Origin of the sequence: Sphingomonas aurantiaca, assembly GCF_003050705.1 — a bacterium.
Taxonomy (GTDB): domain Bacteria; phylum Pseudomonadota; class Alphaproteobacteria; order Sphingomonadales; family Sphingomonadaceae; genus Sphingomonas; species Sphingomonas aurantiaca.
In genome coordinates this window covers 560,899-577,097 of the sequence record NZ_QAOG01000003.1, presented here as the reverse complement: position 1 = coordinate 577,097, position 16,199 = coordinate 560,899, and the positions used below count along the sequence as shown (strand labels likewise).

Below are 16,199 nucleotides of genomic sequence, written 5' to 3'. Positions count from 1 at the left end.
GCCCGGAAACCGCAAGCCGCCGCCCACATGTCCCTTCATCTAAACCTACAATGTCAAAGAGCCGACAAAAATACCGACACTCGCATAACCTCCCTTGCAGGAAGCTTGGAGCATCTGGTTTTTTGCGACCGCTCCAGAAGCCGGTGAGGCACTCCGCTGCGGTGACACCCCTCTACGGCCACCCCACACACCCGTCAAACGGTTTTTTACAGTTCCAGGTCACTTTTCGAATCTCAGCCCGGAATGCTGCCGCCCTACCCTTCCATCCGGCCTGCAGCTCATGCTTGCGCCGCACGGGCTTCTACGCCGCTTTAGCCGATCGTCTCGAGCGGGTTTGCCATGCCACGGGGCAGGACGTTCAGGACCGAGATCCCGCTAGCGTGCAGTTGCGTCCGCGTTCTCGTCCGTGCTGGTCAGGGTTGCAAAAACCGCGAGCGGCAGTGGCTTGCGGAACTGGCAGCCTGCAGTGAAATCGTCCGCCCACATCACCGTGGCGGCGACCTGCCCGATATGCGGGAGATTGAGCCATATGTTCGAGCCGCGTTTGAGCGCGGAATAGGTCTGGAGGCGTGCGCCATTGATCGAGATGTCGACGACCTTGCACAAGGTGCGGTGCGTCTTGCCGATGCTGACGTCGAGCGCGATCGGAGCCCGTGGCGAACCGCGGCGGGTCGATCGCTCTGCGGGTTCGAAGTCGGCGGCGAACATGGCGTCCTCGTCCTTGCGAGTCCAAGTTTGGATTGCCAGTACGGTCTAGCCGTCGATGCCTAACTAAATCTTAAAAACGACCCCGGAACCGATTTAATCCAACCCATTCCGGGGTTTATCCTTACTTGCGGAGCGTGAGACCGCCACCGAAACGCTTGTTGAAGCGCGCGACCTGGCCGCCCGTATCGAGCATCGTGCCACGGCCGCCGGTCCATGCCGGATGCGCGAGCGGATCGATCTCAAGCGTCATGACATCGCCTTCCTTACCCCAGGTGGTGCGAGTCTGATACTTGCTGCCATCGGTCATCTGGACGGTGATCATGTGATAATCAGGGTGTGTATCGGCCTTCATGCGACGTCTCCGGTATGTGGCTGGTTCCGACCAGCCTGAAATGGAAGGCGCGCCCGTACACGGACGCGCCCTAATTTACAAGATTGCCGGGTTCAGCCCCGGTCTCAGGCCTTGGGCGGGTCGGCGATCATCGCCGTGAAGTTCGCCTCGGCGACCAGTTGCCCGTCGACCAGCGCACGACCGGCGAACTTGCACACCGCGCTACGCTTCTGGACGAACGCGACCTCGAGCTTGAGCAACACGCCCGGCTCGACCGGCTTCCTGAACTTCGCCCCGTCGATCGCCATGAAATAGACGAGCTTGCCCGAGCCTGCGAGCCCGAGCGACTCGACGGCGAGTATCCCCGCCGCCTGCGCCATCGCCTCGACGATCAGCACGCCGGGCATGATCGGCCGTCCAGGGAAATGCCCCTGGAAGAACTGCTCGTTCATCGACACCGCCTTGATCGCGGTGATCGAGGTGTCGAGGATCAGATCCTCGACACGGTCGACCAGCAGCAACGGATAGCGATGCGGCAACGCGGCCATTACCCGCCCTATATCGAGCGGGCCCATCCCCGTCTTGCCCTCGGCTTCAGCCGCGGTCCCGGCAGTGACGATCTCGGTCATCGGTTTGGCTTAGCGACCCTGCGGGGTGCGCGTCGCGGCAGGTGCACGAGCGGCTGGTGCCGCTGCGGCACCCTGCTGCTGCTGACCACCCTGCTGGTTCGGCTGCCAGTTCGCCGGCACGGCCGTGCTGACCGACGGGACCAGACGATCGAGCTCGGTCGTGATGGCGGCGGTGATGTCGGCGGTCGGCTGTGCGAACAGCGCAGCCTCTGGACGCAGCAACAGGCTGACGTTCTTTGCGCGCACCGCTGCGGTCACAGCGTCGCTGAGCTTCGCCTGGATCTGCTCGATCGCATATTGCTGCGCGCGCTGCGCAGGCTGCGTCAGGCGAGCGAGTTCCTGGTTGGCGGCGTTTTCACGAGTCTGGATCGCCTGAGCCTGCGGACGAAGCGTCGCTTCGGTCGCGCCGGGCGCACGCTGTGCGGTCTGGAACGCGGTAACCAGCGGCTGGAGCTCGCGTGCGACGGCCTGACGGCGGGTCTCGGCCTGATCGAGCTGTGCCTTGTAGGTCGTCTCGATCTGGGCGCGGGCAGCGTTCCAGGCCTTCGAGTTGGCGATCGCACCCTGCGCGTCGGCAACGGCAACGCCCGAAACCTGTGCATCGGCAGCGGTCGCGGTCATGGCAGCCGGCGCAACGAGCGCTGCGGCGAGGAGAAGCGTCTTGAACGTCGTCATCAGAACTGTGTCCCTACGTTGAAAGTAATAAGCTTGGGGTCGTCACCCTTCTGGGTGAGCAAGGCCTTGGCGAGATCGATCCGGAGCGGGCCGAACGGCGAGTTCCAGTTCACGCCGATACCGACCGACAGACGCGGCTTGGCCGAGTTGCCGAGGAAGGATTCCTGATAGATGTTCGGGTTGAGATAGCGCGCATTGGCGGTAGTCCCAACGCAGGTCGTCGTCCCCGCGGCTGCAACGCCCGTAGGACAGATGGTCTGCACCGATGCTACTGCGGCCGTCGTCGTAGTCGCTGGAATTTCCGGCGTCAGGTACAATGGATTGCCTGCGCCATCTTTATACTGGTTCTGCAACAATGTCGGCGAACCGTCCGCATTGAACAGCAGCGCCCCAGCGGCGCTCTTCGCCTGTTCATAGTTGAACGTGGGCAGAGGCTTCTTGATGCCGAACAAGCTGCCGACCTGGGCGTAGATCGAAGGGCGCAGACCCAGTTCGCGCGCGCCCGAACCCAACGGGATCTCGATCTCGGCCCGTGCCAGGTAATAGGCACGACCACCCAGCGCGTCGTCCTGGATCTGGTCACGATTGGTCTGCACAGACTGGGTACCGTCCGCCGCGATAACGTAGCCGGCGCGTAGGACGCGCGGACCGACGCCACGAATGTCGAAGCCGCGGAACTGTGGTTCACCGAGGTAGAAGCGGTCGGTGATCCGGATGGCATCGCGCCCGGGGCCGGGGCTCTTCTCGAGCGGATGGATATAGCCACCCTCGGCGATGATCGAGCCGATGAAGCCGCTACCGAGGTTCACGTACTTCGATCCCTCGAGACGCGTACGCAGATACTTCACGTCGCCACCAAGCCCGGCAAAATCCTGGCTGAACGAGAAACGCGAGCCCGCGGTCGGACGCAAGCGGCTGTTCAGCGTGTCACGGCTGAGTGAGTACCCGACCGAAGACGTCCACCGGTTACCGATCGCCTCACATAGATACCGGCCAGCGATCTCCAGGTTACACGAGCCGTCAGCGTTCAGATACTGGCTGTCGAGGCTGACCTCGTCATAGGAGAGGCCATAACGACCCGACAGCGACCAGAATTCGGTCAGCGGCACACCGGCGCGCAGCTGGAAGCCGGTCGAGACCTGCGAGTAATTGGTCTGGCGATCGTTGCCGACATAGTTGAACGAGTTGTAATCGCGACGGAAGATGTCGCCGCCCAGCGCGATGTTCTTGTCGAACAGATACGGCTCGGTGAAGCCCAGCTCGACCGACTTCGAATAGCTCGAATAGTTCACGCCGGCGCGCAGCTCCTGGCCCTTGCCGCGGAAATTGCGCTGCGTGATGTTCGCCTGGACGATGAAGCGCTCGAGGCTCGAATAGCCTGCCGACAGCTGGAGCTCGCCGGTCGACTTCTCTTCGAGGTTCGTCTCGAGGATCACGCGGTCGGGCGCGGAGCCCGGCAGCTGCTTGATCTCCATCTTGTCCGCGAAATAGCCGAGCGAGTTGATGCGATCCTGCGAACGCTTCACCTGGAAGCTGTTGAACGCATCGCCCTCGGCCAGACGGATCTCGCGGCGGACGACCTTGTCCTGCGTCTGCGTGTTGCCGTTGATGTCGATCCGCTCGACATAGGTGCGCTTGGCCTCGGCGATGTTGAAATTAATCCCCATCGTCAGCGTTTCGGCGTCCTTCTGGAACTCCGGGTTCACCTCGGTGAATGCATAGCCGAACAGACCCGCGGTCTGGCTGAGATTGTCGACCGAATCCTCGACAAGCTTGGCGTTGTACCAGTCGCCCTTCTTCAGCGGCAGCGTGGCTGCCAGCTTGGTGTTGTCGAAGTCGCGAATCTGGCTGTCGACGGTGACGTCGCCGAACTTGTAGCGCTTGCCCTCCTCCACCACGTACGTGATGATGAAGTCCTTCTTGTCCGGGGTCAGCTCGGCGACCGCCGACGTCACGCGGAAATCGGCATAGCCCTGCGTCAGGTAGAACTGGCGGAGCTTCTGCTGATCGTAGGACAGGCGATCCTGGTCATAGCTGGTCGCGGACGACAGCAGGCGGAACAGGCGCGACTGCTTGGTCGCCATCTGGCCGCGAATCTGGTCGTCGGAGAACACCTCGTTGCCGAGGATGTTGATCTGGCGAACCTTGGACTTCGGTCCCTCGCTGACCTCGAACACGACATCGACCCGGTTCTGGTCGAGATTGACCATCTTGGGATCGACCACCGCGGCGAAGCGGCCCTGACGACGATACAGCTCGATGATCCGGCCGATATCCTGGCGAACCGCGGTGCGCGTGAAGATCTGGCGTGGGGCGAGCTTGATTTCCTTGGTGATCTTGTCGCTTTTGAGCGCCTTGTTACCCTCGATGATCACGCGGTTGATGATCGGATTCTCGCGAACCCGGAGCACGATGTTGCCGTCCTCGACGCCCGCGATCGAATAATCCGCAAACAGGTCGCTCGCCTGCAAATCCTTCAGCGCCTGATCGAGCGTTTCCGGGGTGTACGGAATGCCGACGCGCAGCTTGGTGTAGGACAGCACCGTCTCGGGCTCGATGCGCTGCGATCCCTCGACTCGCAAAGTCTTTATCGTCCGCGCGGATACCGGGGCGGCGACGGGCGTTACACCCACAGCAGCCTTGGCCGCTACAGCCTTGGCTGCGGCTTGCCGACCGGGCGCCGGAGTCGCGGAACCTGCGGGCACAGTCTGTGCCAGCGCGGGAACGCCCGACAGGATCGTTCCTGCAAGCAGCAGGGCGCCCTTGCGCGCGAAATCATTACCGTTGATCGCTGTCACCAAACCCACCCTAAAAACGTGCACATACAAGGCGCGCCCGCCCTGCCCTATCGTGGTCAGCCGATCAAGCCAGCCAGATTCTTCCACAGCCCGAAATTGCCGAGATCGTTGAAGGTCACCAGCAGCATGAGCGCGAGGATCGCCGCGAGACCGCCGCGAAACGCCCACTCCTGCACCTGCGGCTCGACAGGGCGCCGACGCACCGCCTCGATCGCATAGAAGAAGAGGTGACCGCCATCGAGCATCGGCACTGGCAGCAGATTGATGAACCCTAGATTGATCGAAACCAGGGCAATCAGGAAGACATAGGCGTCGAGCCCGAGCGACATCTGCTCGCCCGACACCTTGGCGATGCTGAGCGGTCCGCCAAGCTCCTTCACCGAGCGCCGCCCGGTGATGACCTGCCCCAGCGTCTCGACCATCATCGAGACGATCTCGCCGGTGCGCTTCACCGCGACGACGGGGGCTTCGAGGAGAGAGACGGGGATGATGACGGGCTTGCCGCCCTCGATCCCGAGACGGCCGATGCGATATTCGTTGCCGAATCGATCGCGCTGCAATTCGGTGCCGATCACGACATCGCGCGACACGGACTGGTCGCCGCGAACCGCGTCGATCTGCGTATGCTCGCCGGCGCGGATCCGGGCATAGCGGGCCAGGTCGTCGAACGTCTCGACCGATCGGCCGCCGATCGCGGTGATCCGGTCGCCGGCCTGCAATCCTGCGGCGGCGGCGGGGCTGCCGGGCAGCGTGCCGCCGACGACCGGCGGCATACGGATATCGCCATACGCAAAGGCGAACCCGGCGAGAATCAGGATCGCGACGACGAAATTGACGACCGGCCCTGCCGCGACGACGATCGCGCGCTGCCACACCGGCTTCGACTGGAAGGTGCGCCGGCGCTCTTCGGCGGGTAGCGACAGCCATTCCGCGGAGGGCTGGCTGGCGGGGTTCATGTCGCCCGCGAACTTCACATAGCCACCGAGCGGCAGCCACCCGAACTTCCAGCGGGTTCCGCGACTGTCGGTGAACCCGGCGATCTCGCGACCGAAACCGACTGCGAAGGCATCCGCCTTGATCCCGAAAAAGCGCCCGGCAAGATAATGCCCCATCTCGTGCACGAACACGAGCGGCCCGATCACCAGCGCGAACGACAGGATGGTCAACAGGATGCCGGGTGTTTCGATCAAACCGCGTAATCCTTCACTGGACGACCGTCATTGACGGGCCTGTACACGCTCGCCCGCCAATATCCGCGCCTTTGCATCGATCGCCAAGACGGCATCGACGCTGTCCGGCGCGGCCGGGTCGTAACATGATAATGTATGTTCGACGATTGCGGCAATTTCGAGGAAACAAATACGCCGTTTCAGGAAAGCCTCGACCGCGACCTCGTTGGCGGCGTTGAGAATCGCCGGTCGCGCCCCTCCCGCGTCCAGTGCCTCGCGCGCGAGTCGCAGCGCCGGAAAGCGGACCGGATCGGGTGCCTCGAACTCGAGCCGGCCGATTCCGACGAGATCGAGCGGCGCCATCGGAGTCGCCATCCGGTCGGGCCAGGCCAGCGTGTGCGCGATCGGCGTGCGCATGTCGGGGGGCCCGAGCTGCGCCAGCACCGATCCGTCGACATAATCGACGAGGCTGTGGACGACCGACTGCGGGTGGATGACGATCTCGATCCGGTCATGCGCAATCGGGAACAGCCGTGCGGCCTCGATCAGTTCGAGGCCTTTGTTCATGCAGGTCGCCGAATCGACCGAGATCTTCGCGCCCATCGACCAGTTGGGATGCTTGACCGCCTGTTCGAGTGTGACGTCGCGCATCTGCTCGATCGTCCAGTCGCGGAACGGCCCGCCGCTGCACGTCAGGATGATCCGGCGGACGCGTTCGGGCCGTGCCGAATCGAAGCACTGGAAGATCGCGTTATGTTCGGAATCGGCCGGTAGCAGAGTCGCGCCAGTCCGCTTCGCCGCGGCGAGGATGACGTCGCCGGCGGAGACCAGCGGTTCCTTGTTGGCGATCACCACGGTGCCGCCCTGCTCGATCGCCGCCATCACCGGCTTCAGCCCCGCGCAGCCGACGATCGCGCCCATCGTCCAGTCCGCGCCCGAGGCGGCGGCCTCGGCGATCGCCTCGGCACCACCGCCTGCACGGATTCCGGTGCCAGCCAACGCGTCGCGGAGATCGGGAAGACACCCCTCGTCCGCGACGACCGCGAATTCGGCCTTGGTGCGAATCGCGGCCTCGGCGAGCCGCCCCACGTCGCAATTGGCGGTCAGCGCGACGACGCGGAAGCGATCGGGCTCGCGTTCGATCAGGTCGAGCGTCGAGGTGCCGACCGAACCGGTCGCCCCCAGGATCGTGACGCTCTTCATGCGTAGAGATTTGGCAACAGGACGAGCGCCGCGGCGATCGGCGCGACCGGGACCAGCCCGTCGAGGCGATCCATCACGCCGCCATGCCCGGGCAGGATATTGCCACTGTCCTTCACGCCTGCCACCCGTTTCAACCAGCTCTCATAAAGATCGCCCATCTGCGCGAGCACGGCGAGCACCGGCGTCGCAAGCGCGAGCCGCATCGGCAGGCCATAGTGCGTGTGCAGGACCGCCGCGACCGCGCCGGCCAGCACGACGCCGCCGATCAGCCCCGACCAGGTCTTGTTCGGGCTGATCACGGGCGCGAGCTTGGGCCCGCGCAGCGTCCGCCCGGTGAAGAACGCGCCGATGTCGCACGCCCACACCAGCGACAGCGCCCACAGCGTGTAGAGAATGCCGTCGTCCTGCCGCCGGATGATCATCAGCGCGAGCACCGGAAGACCGCAGTAGAGTATGCCGAGCGCAAGCTGCGGCTTCCTCGTCGTGATGACGACGAAGAACGCGGCGCCCGCGAGCAGCCCGAGCGTGAAGAAATCATGCACGACCAGGATGAGCGATGCGGGCGCCATCAGCGCGAGCGGTACCGACAGCGCGAACTGAGTCATCCGCTTGGTCTTGGCGTCGGCGCCCTGCAGCATCGACCATTCCGCCATCATGAACAGCGCGGCCACGACGCCGAGCAGCCAGAACGCGATCCCGCCGAGCGTCAGAGCGATGCTCGCCACGGCGATCATGCCGATGCTGGCGATCATCCGGAGCTGGAGATTGGACGGCGTGCGCAGCGCCTGATCGGGGGCCTTGTCGGGGTCGGTAAGAGTCACAGGCCACCGTAGCGGCGCTGGCGCTGGCCGAACGCGGCAACCGCATCGGCAAGCGCGGCGGCGTCGAAATCGGGCCACAGCGTGTCGACGAACAGCAGCTCGGCATAGGCCGCCTGCCACAACAGGAAGTTCGACAGACGCTGCTCGCCCGACGTCCGGATCATCAGGTCGAGCGGCGGCAGGTCATGCGTGTCGAGTTCGGCCTCGATTGCTGTCGCATCGATGTCGGCGGGATCGAGCGAACCGTCGCGCGCGCGCTCGGCCAGGCGCCGCGCGGCGGTCACCAGCTCGGCATGCGCGCCGTAGTTCAGCGCGATCGCCAGGATCGGACCGGTGTTGGTCGCGGTGCGTGCGATCGCATCGTCGACCATCGCGACGAGATCCGCCGAAAAGCTGTGATAGTCGCCGATCACCCGCAGCCGCACATTCTCGCGTGCGAGTTCGTCGAGGTCGCTCCGGATGAAATGCCGGAGCAATCCCATCAGGTCGGTGACCTCCTCGACCGGACGCCGCCAGTTCTCGGACGAGAACGCGTACAGCGTCAGCGCCTCGATCCCCATGGCCCGCGCGGCGCGAGTCACCTTGCGCACCGCCTCGACCCCGGCCTTGTGCCCGGCGAAGCGCGGCAGGAACCGCTTCTTCGCCCAGCGGCCATTGCCGTCCATGATGATCGCGACATGACGCGGCACCGCCCCGCCCGACGGGACGGCAGCCAACGGCGCAGTCGAAGAGGCCAACGGCCTCACTTGCCCAGGATTTCCTTTTCCTTGGCGGTCGCGGTCGCATCGAGCTCGGCGATGATGCTGTCGGTCAGCTTCTGGACTTCGGTCTCGTGACGCTTGCGCTCGTCCTCGCCGAACACGCCCTTCTTCTCGTCGACCTTCAGCGAATCCATGCCGTCGCGACGCACGTTGCGGACTGCGATGCGAGCCTTCTCGGCATATTGGCCGGCGAGCTTGGCGAGCTCCTTGCGGCGCTCCTCGGTCAGATCGGGGATCGGCAGACGCAGCGTCTGGCCGTCGACGATCGGGTTGAGCCCGAGGCCGGCCGAGCGGATCGCCTTGTCGGTCGGGCCGACGTTCGACTTGTCCCAGACCTGCACCGACAGCATCCGCGGCTCGGGCGCGGACACGGTCGCGACCTGGTTGAGCGGCATCGACGAGCCGTACACCGTGACCATCACCGGATCGAGCAGCGCGGTCGACGCACGGCCCGTGCGCAGACCCGCCAGATCATGCTTCAGCGCTTCGACGGCACCCGCCATGCGGCGTTCCAGGTCGCTCTTGTCATACGCTGCCATCTTAACTCTCCTGCTCGTTCTGAACGACCGTCGACACGCCATCACCCGCCAGCACCGCGGCGAGATTGCCGGGTTCGCGGATGTTGAAGACGACGATCGGGATATTGTTGTCGCGGCACAGCGCGATCGCGCTGGCGTCCATGACCTTGAGGTCGTCGGACAGCACACGGCTGTACGACACCGTCTCGTAGCGCACCGCGTCGGGGTGGGTCTTCGGGTCGGCGTTGTAGACGCCGTCGACCGAGGTGCCCTTGAACAGCGCATCGCACTTCATCTCGGCAGCACGCAGCGCGGCGCCCGAATCGGTGGTGAAATAGGGGCTGCCGACGCCCGCCGCGAAGATCACGACGCGACCCTTTTCGAGGTGACGCTCGGCGCGACGGCGGATGAACGGCTCGCACACGCTCGCCATCGGGATCGCCGACTGGACGCGCGTGTCGATGCCGATCTGCTCGAGCGCGTTCTGCACCGCGAGCGCATTCATCACGGTCGCTAGCATGCCCATGTAATCGCCGGTCGCGCGGTCCATGCCGCGGGCGGCGCCGGCCATGCCGCGGAAGATGTTCCCGCCGCCGACGACGATGCAGATCTCATAGCCCTTGGCTTTGACATCGGCGATCTCGCCTGCGACGCGCGCGGTGACCTCGGTGTCGATCGACAGGCCGGACGATCCCATCAGGACCTCGCCCGACAGTTTCAGCAAAATACGTTTGAAGCGCGGAGGCGTCATAAATCTCGAATTGTGATTGGCGGGGCGGCGCGGACCTTAGGCGGCGAGCGCCACGATGGGAAGCGCCGCGCGAGGCCTGCACCGTCTCTCCACGGCAAAGCGACGGAAAATCATCGGTCGCGGGAGTGCGCGCGGGGCTAGTATCGTCATTCCCGGGGAGGCGGGAACCCAGAGTGACTGCCGTCGCGATCGATCATCGCCCGCAGAGGATATGGATCCCCGCTTGCGCGGGGATGACGGACCGGGTGGAATGACACCGCCTTATCCTTCTCCCCTCGGGGAGAAGGTGGCCCGGCAGGGCCGGATGAGGGGGCGTGAGACTCAAGACCTCATCACGCCCCTCCCCCTTCCCACGGCCAAGCGGCCGCGGGCCCCCTCCCTCTCCCCGTAGGGGCGAGGGAAAGAGTCAGCTTACGCCTGCGGAACACCCGACGCTGCAGCGACCTCGGCTGCGAAGTCGGACTGCTCCTTCTCGATGCCTTCGCCGAGCTGGAAGCGGACATAGTCCACCAGCTTGATCTCGGCGCCCGCATCCTTGCCGGCCTTGGCGACGACGTCGGAGATCTTGGTCTTGCCGTCCATCACGAACAGCTGGCTGACCAGCGCATGCTCCTTGCGGTACTTGGCGATGCCGCCTTCGACCATCTTAGCGATGATGTCGGCAGGCTTGCCCGACTCGGCGGCCTTCTCGGTCGCGATCGCGCGCTCGCGCTCGATCTCGGCTTCGTCGAGGTCGGACTCGTTCAGCGCCTTCGGGAACGCCGCGGCGATGTGCATCGCGAGCTGCTTGCCGAGCGCCTGGAGAGCCTCGTCCGAAGCTTCCGACTCAAGAGCGACAAGAACGCCGATCTTGCCGAGGCCGGGGGCAGCGGCGTTGTGGATGTAGGGCACGACCGCGCCCTTGCTGACTTCCAGCGTGCGCGAGCGGCGCAGCGACTGGTTCTCGCCGATCGTCGCGACGTTGTTCGTCAGGACTTCCTCGACGGTCTTGCCCGATGGCATCGCCTGCGACTTGAGCGACTCGATGTCGCCGCCCTTGGCGAGCGCGATCTGCGTCACGTCACGGACGAACGACTGGAACTGGTCGTTCTTGGCGACGAAATCGGTCTCCGAGTTGACTTCGACCGCAGCACCCTTGGTGCCCGACACGGCGACGCCGACCAGGCCCTCGGCCGCGGTACGGCTGGACTTCTTGGCGGCAGCAGCGAGACCCTTGGTCCGCAGCCAATCCATCGCCTGATCCATGTCGCCGGCGTTCTCGCTGAGCGCCTTTTTGCAATCCATCATGCCTGCGCCGCTCTTTTCGCGCAGATCCTTGACCATTGCTGCCGTGATATCGGCCATGTCTCTCATCCTTGTTTAGGTCTGAATGTAGTTGCGGGCGAGGCAGAGCTGATGCCCTACCCCGCCCGCATGACGGTTCGACGACGACGCTTACGCGTCGATCTGGCGCTCACCCTCAGCTGCGAACTCGGCAGCGGTATCGGCATTCGCCGCAGCCTGCGTCGTGTCGGCGGTTGCCTCGACGGTCGGCTCGGCCATGGCCTCTTCCTTCGGCGGCTCGATCATCGCGCCGACGTCAGCACCGGTGCGGCGCTGCTGCTCCTGGCCGCCACGCGTCGCGGCGATCGCGATCGCCTCGCAGTACAGGCGGATGGCGCGGGCTGCGTCGTCGTTCGCGGGAACCGGGAAGGCGATGCCGTCCGGCGACACGTTCGAATCGAGGATCGCGACGACGGGAATACCCAGCGTGTTCGCTTCCTTGATCGCCAGCTCTTCCTTGTTCGCGTCGATCACGAACATCACGTCGGGAATGCCGCCCATGTCGCGGATGCCGCCGAGCGACAGCTCGAGCTTGTCCTTCTCGCGGGTGAGCTGGAGGACTTCCTTCTTGGTCAGGCCGACGGTGTCGCCCGACAGCATTTCCTCGAGAGTCTTGAGACGCTTGATCGAACCCGAGATGGTCTTCCAGTTGGTGAGCATGCCGCCCAGCCAGCGATGGTTGACGAAGTGCTGGCCCGAACGACGTGCTGCGTCCGCGACGGGCTCCTGCGCCTGACGCTTGGTGCCGACGAACAGGACCTTGCCACCACCGGCAACCGCCGACGAGACGAACTCGAGCGCGCGTGCGAACAGCGGCACGGTCTGCGAGAGGTCGAGGATGTGGACGCCGTTACGATCACCGAAGATGTAAGGCTTCATCTTGGGGTTCCACCGGTGAGTCTGGTGGCCGAAATGCGCGCCCGTTTCGATGAGCTGCTGCATGGAGACGACTGGTGCCGCCATAGGGATATATCCTTCCGGTTGTGCCTCTGGGAAGCGGATGACGTCCTGGCCGAATGACCGTGACGCACCGGGCTATGATGCCTCCCATGCGGGGTTAGAGGCGCGCCCCTTAGCGTGGCTTTACCCGAAACGCAATCGCTCAACCACAGCTTGACTCATGGAACGCAATGAGAACATAAAGGGCTCAGAGAGGAACAGATGTTCGACTCGGCGCGGAATCACCCCGGCAGGGCGAGATTCGAAATGCGACGAGTGGAACGATGTTTCTGACCAAGTGTTTGCGGATATTAGGAATTTGTTCGCAACTCATAGGAAGGCGGACGTGATGTTGGTTCTGAGCTTCATGGTTTTTGCAGGTGCATTCGCGGTCGCAGGCATGATGATCGTATCGTCGATCGCGCCACAATGGGATCGTATCGTCCGGCTCGCGCTGGGCAATGTCGAACCCGCCTTCCAGCCGCTCCGGACGCTCGCAGTCGCCGAGCGCCGGATCGCCGTCAGGCGCTGGGCGTCGACGACGGCTCCGTCGTCCGCGCGCCGCTGGAACGCTGCCGCCTGATCTTGGCGTAGCTGGCGATGCTGAACGGCATCGATATCAGGTACAGCACGCAAATGATGCTGAGCGTATGCCATGGCGCGCTCACCATCGCGGCGCCGAGCAGGACGACGAGCGCGAGCGCCTCGAACCGCACGTTGCTACGCAGCTTGAGCGAGCCCCAGGAATAGGTCGCGACGCTTGATACCATCAGCAGCGCGATGAACGCGACCCATGGCGCGACGAAATAGGGCGATGCGAAGCGCGCCTCGTCGGTCCAGAACCAGAAGAACATCGGCATCAGTGCAAGGCCGGCACCCGCCGGGGCCGGCACGCCGGTCAAGAAACCGGCCGATTTGTGCGGCTGGTGACTCTCGTCGATCTTGGCGTTGAACCGTGCGAGGCGCAGCGCGCAGAATACCGCGAAGATCAGCGCGCAGATCCACCCTACCCGCGGCAGCGCGGCGAGCGACCAGAGATAGACGATCAAAGCCGGCGCGACGCCGAACGAGATCGCGTCCGAGAGCGAATCGAGTTCGGCACCGAACCGGCTCTCGCCATGCAGCATCCGTGCGATCCGGCCGTCGAGGCCATCGAGCACGCCCGCAACCATGATCATCGCAACGGCGCTCTCCCATTGCCCGCCGATCGCGAATCGCACGCCGCTGAGACCCGAGCACAGCGCAAGCGCCGTTACCGCGTTGGGCGCGACCGCGCGCAAGGGAAGCCCACGCGGCGCACGGCGCGTACGGCCGAAGCGTCCCCGCCCGCGGCCTTCGATCGAATCGGTAGAGCCGTCGTCGATATCGTCGCGGTCCATCACTGCGCGATACCCCCGACTGGCACGCCACCGACGCGACCCAGGACGGTCTCGCCCGCGATGCTGCGCTGGCCGAGGCATACCTGCGGCACGACATGATCGGGCAGATACACGTCGACCCGGCTGCCGAAGCGGATCAGGCCGATGCGCTGGCCGGCTGCGACCATGTCACCCGACTTTACGAAGCCCAGGATACGGCGCGCGACGAGGCCGGCGATCTGCGTGAAGCCGATGCGCATTCCGGTGCGGTCCTCGACCACGAAATGCTGGCGCTCATTCTCTTCGCTCGCCTTGTCGAGATCGGCGTTGAGGAACTTGCCCGAGATATAGACCACCTGACGGATCGTCCCCGCGATCGGCGTGCGGTTGATGTGCACGTCGAACACCGACATGAAGATCGAGACGCGGACCAGCGGCGCATCGCCGAGGCCGTTCTCGCCGGCAAGTTCGCGCGGGATGGGAACGCGCTGGATCATCGTGATCAGCCCGTCGGCCGGTGCGACGACCAGCCCCTCGCCCTGCGGTGTGGTGCGGACCGGATCGCGGAAGAACGTCGCAACCCAGATCAGCACGCCGACCATCGGCCAGAACAACACGTGGCTGACCATCGTCAGCAGCAGCGTGATGCCGGTCGCGATCGCGACGTATTTGTGGCCTTCCGGATGGACTGCGGGAAATCGCCATTTGACCGTGGAGGTCGTGACGGGCGGCTTGTCGAGCGATGCCATAACGCGCGGGTCTATCCGTGCACGACGCGCGATACAACGATGAACCGGCTTTTCCTTACAGGGCCAACGGTTGCCGGGTGGTTGGCCAACGGTTGATCGACGCGACGCGCTCCCCTAGACGCTCGTCAAACCCCTCCCCCGAAGGACGCGCACATGGCGAAGATCAAGGTAAAGAATCCGATCGTGGAGATCGACGGCGACGAGATGACCCGGATCATCTGGGAATGGATCCGCGAGCGCCTGATCAAGCCGTATCTCGACATCCAGCTCGATTATTACGATCTCGGCGTCGAGCATCGCGACGCGACCGACGACCAGGTCACGATCGACAGCGCGCTCGCCACGCAGAAGCACGGCGTCGCGGTGAAGTGCGCGACGATCACGCCCGACGAGCAGCGCGTGACCGAATTCGGCCTGAAAAAGATGTGGAAGTCGCCGAACGGCACGATCCGCAACATCCTCGGCGGCACGATCTTCCGCGAGCCGATCGTGATCAAGAACGTCCCCCGCCTGATCCCGGGCTGGACTCACCCGATCGTCGTTGGCCGTCATGCGTTCGGCGATCAGTATCGCGCGACCGATTTCCTCGTCCCCGGCCCCGGCAAGCTGCGCCTCGTGTTCGAAGGCGACGACGGCGCGACGATCGACCGCGAAGTGTTCCAGTTCCCGTCGGCGGGCGTCGCGATGGCGATGTACAATCTCGACGACTCGATCCGCGATTTCGCCCGTGCGTCGATGCATTACGGCCTCAACCTGAAGTGGCCAGTGTACCTGTCGACCAAGAACACGATCCTCAAGGCCTATGACGGCCGCTTCAAGGATCTGTTCGCCGAGGTGTTCGAGGCCGAGTTCAAGGACAAGTTCAAGGAAGCGGGCATCGTCTACGAGCATCGCCTGATCGACGACATGGTCGCCAGCGCGCTCAAGTGGAACGGCGAGTTCGTCTGGGCCTGCAAGAACTATGACGGCGACGTCCAGTCGGACCAGGTCGCGCAAGGGTTCGGCTCGCTGGGGCTCATGACCTCGATCCTGCTGACCCCGGACGGCAAGACCGTCGAGGCCGAGGCCGCGCATGGCACCGTCACGCGCCACTTCCGCATGCACGAGCAGGGCAAGGCGACCTCGACCAACCCGATCGCGTCGATCTTCGCGTGGACGGGTGGGCTGAAGTATCGCGGCAAGTTCGACGATACGCCCGACGTGACGAAGTTCGCCGAGACGCTCGAGCGCGTCTGCGTCCAGACGGTGGAGAACGGCCACATGACCAAGGATCTCGCAATCCTGATCGGCCCCGACCAGCCCTGGATGACGACCGAGCAGTTCTTCGAGCAGGTCCGCGCGAACCTCGAAGCTGAAATGGCCAACTGGGCGTAACGGGATTCCCCCGCTCCCCGATGACGGGAGCGGGGTTTTTCGTCAGACACTGCCCCACTCCCGTCATCCTGACGAAAGTCAGGATCCAGGGT

General features: G+C 64.4%; 17 protein-coding genes. 2 read left to right on the top strand and 15 right to left on the bottom strand.

Features of this window, described 5'->3' with window-relative positions; genetic code table 11:
• Positions 1 to 375: 375 nt before the first annotated feature.
• From C8J26_RS11615 to rpsB, 13 genes are all read right to left on the bottom strand, one after another.
• Positions 376 to 708: a PilZ domain-containing protein gene (locus C8J26_RS11615; protein ID WP_107958107.1), complete on the bottom strand. Its 333-nt coding sequence runs from the start codon at positions 706 to 708 to the stop codon at positions 376 to 378.
• Between the two features lie 121 nt (positions 709 to 829).
• Positions 830 to 1,060, bottom strand: a complete 231-nt coding sequence (gene rpmE / locus C8J26_RS11610; RefSeq protein WP_055880673.1) for a 50S ribosomal protein L31 — start codon at positions 1,058 to 1,060, stop codon at positions 830 to 832.
• 104 nt (positions 1,061 to 1,164) lie between these two features.
• A complete protein-coding gene (gene fabZ / locus C8J26_RS11605; protein ID WP_056417376.1) occupies positions 1,165 to 1,614 on the bottom strand; it encodes a 3-hydroxyacyl-ACP dehydratase FabZ in 450 nt (149 codons plus the stop codon).
• A 63-nt stretch (positions 1,615 to 1,677) separates the two neighbouring features.
• Positions 1,678 to 2,343: an OmpH family outer membrane protein gene (locus C8J26_RS11600; protein WP_056417152.1), complete on the bottom strand. Its 666-nt coding sequence runs from the start codon at positions 2,341 to 2,343 to the stop codon at positions 1,678 to 1,680.
• The gene (gene bamA / locus C8J26_RS11595) at positions 2,343 to 5,144 is read right to left on the bottom strand and encodes an outer membrane protein assembly factor BamA (RefSeq protein ID WP_208631382.1); all 2,802 of its coding nucleotides are present in this window, start codon (positions 5,142 to 5,144) and stop codon (positions 2,343 to 2,345) included. Before bamA ends, C8J26_RS11600 begins: the two co-directional genes overlap by 1 nt.
• 53 nt (positions 5,145 to 5,197) lie before the next feature.
• Positions 5,198 to 6,331: an RIP metalloprotease RseP gene (gene rseP, locus C8J26_RS11590; RefSeq protein WP_107958105.1), complete on the bottom strand. Its 1,134-nt coding sequence runs from the start codon at positions 6,329 to 6,331 to the stop codon at positions 5,198 to 5,200.
• Positions 6,332 to 6,358: 27 nt separating this feature from the next.
• Positions 6,359 to 7,513 carry a 1-deoxy-D-xylulose-5-phosphate reductoisomerase gene (locus C8J26_RS11585; RefSeq protein WP_107958103.1) on the bottom strand — a complete coding sequence of 385 codons (1,155 nt, stop codon included), beginning with the start codon at positions 7,511 to 7,513 and terminating at the stop codon, positions 6,359 to 6,361.
• Positions 7,510 to 8,265, bottom strand: a complete 756-nt coding sequence (locus C8J26_RS11580) for a phosphatidate cytidylyltransferase (protein WP_107958230.1) — start codon at positions 8,263 to 8,265, stop codon at positions 7,510 to 7,512. The genes C8J26_RS11585 and C8J26_RS11580 overlap by 4 nt, the downstream gene beginning before the upstream one ends.
• 65 nt (positions 8,266 to 8,330) lie before the next feature.
• Entirely contained in the window at positions 8,331 to 9,050 is a 720-nt protein-coding gene (locus C8J26_RS11575; RefSeq protein ID WP_107958101.1) for an isoprenyl transferase, read from the bottom strand.
• Between the two features lie 26 nt (positions 9,051 to 9,076).
• Positions 9,077 to 9,634 (bottom strand): ribosome recycling factor, encoded by a 558-nt coding sequence (gene frr, locus C8J26_RS11570; RefSeq protein WP_056417139.1) that lies wholly within the window; start codon positions 9,632 to 9,634, stop codon positions 9,077 to 9,079.
• Position 9,635: 1 nt separating this feature from the next.
• Positions 9,636 to 10,364 (bottom strand): UMP kinase, encoded by a 729-nt coding sequence (gene pyrH, locus C8J26_RS11565; RefSeq protein ID WP_056417137.1) that lies wholly within the window; start codon positions 10,362 to 10,364, stop codon positions 9,636 to 9,638.
• 411 nt (positions 10,365 to 10,775) lie between these two features.
• A complete protein-coding gene (gene tsf / locus C8J26_RS11560) occupies positions 10,776 to 11,708 on the bottom strand; it encodes a translation elongation factor Ts (RefSeq protein WP_107958099.1) in 933 nt (310 codons plus the stop codon).
• Between the two features lie 90 nt (positions 11,709 to 11,798).
• Positions 11,799 to 12,650: a 30S ribosomal protein S2 gene (rpsB, locus tag C8J26_RS11555; RefSeq protein WP_056417133.1), complete on the bottom strand. Its 852-nt coding sequence runs from the start codon at positions 12,648 to 12,650 to the stop codon at positions 11,799 to 11,801.
• A 325-nt stretch (positions 12,651 to 12,975) separates the two neighbouring features.
• On the opposite strand from rpsB, the gene C8J26_RS11550 reads away from it, so the two are divergent.
• Positions 12,976 to 13,209, top strand: coding sequence for a hypothetical protein (locus C8J26_RS11550; RefSeq protein ID WP_244185264.1), 234 nt, complete (start codon positions 12,976 to 12,978; stop codon positions 13,207 to 13,209).
• Here C8J26_RS11550 and C8J26_RS11545 read toward each other — a convergent pair.
• Complete coding sequence (locus tag C8J26_RS11545) at positions 13,148 to 14,005, bottom strand: CDP-alcohol phosphatidyltransferase family protein (RefSeq protein ID WP_107958096.1); 858 nt, start codon at positions 14,003 to 14,005, stop codon at positions 13,148 to 13,150. The two genes, C8J26_RS11550 and C8J26_RS11545, sit on opposite strands and share 62 nt — an antisense overlap.
• Positions 14,005 to 14,733, bottom strand: coding sequence for a phosphatidylserine decarboxylase (locus C8J26_RS11540; RefSeq protein ID WP_107958094.1), 729 nt, complete (start codon positions 14,731 to 14,733; stop codon positions 14,005 to 14,007). Before C8J26_RS11540 ends, C8J26_RS11545 begins: the two co-directional genes overlap by 1 nt.
• Before the next feature lie 153 nt (positions 14,734 to 14,886).
• On the opposite strand from C8J26_RS11540, the gene C8J26_RS11535 reads away from it, so the two are divergent.
• Positions 14,887 to 16,107 (top strand): NADP-dependent isocitrate dehydrogenase, encoded by a 1,221-nt coding sequence (locus C8J26_RS11535; protein ID WP_056417119.1) that lies wholly within the window; start codon positions 14,887 to 14,889, stop codon positions 16,105 to 16,107.
• The last annotated feature ends 92 nt before the right edge of the window (positions 16,108 to 16,199 follow it).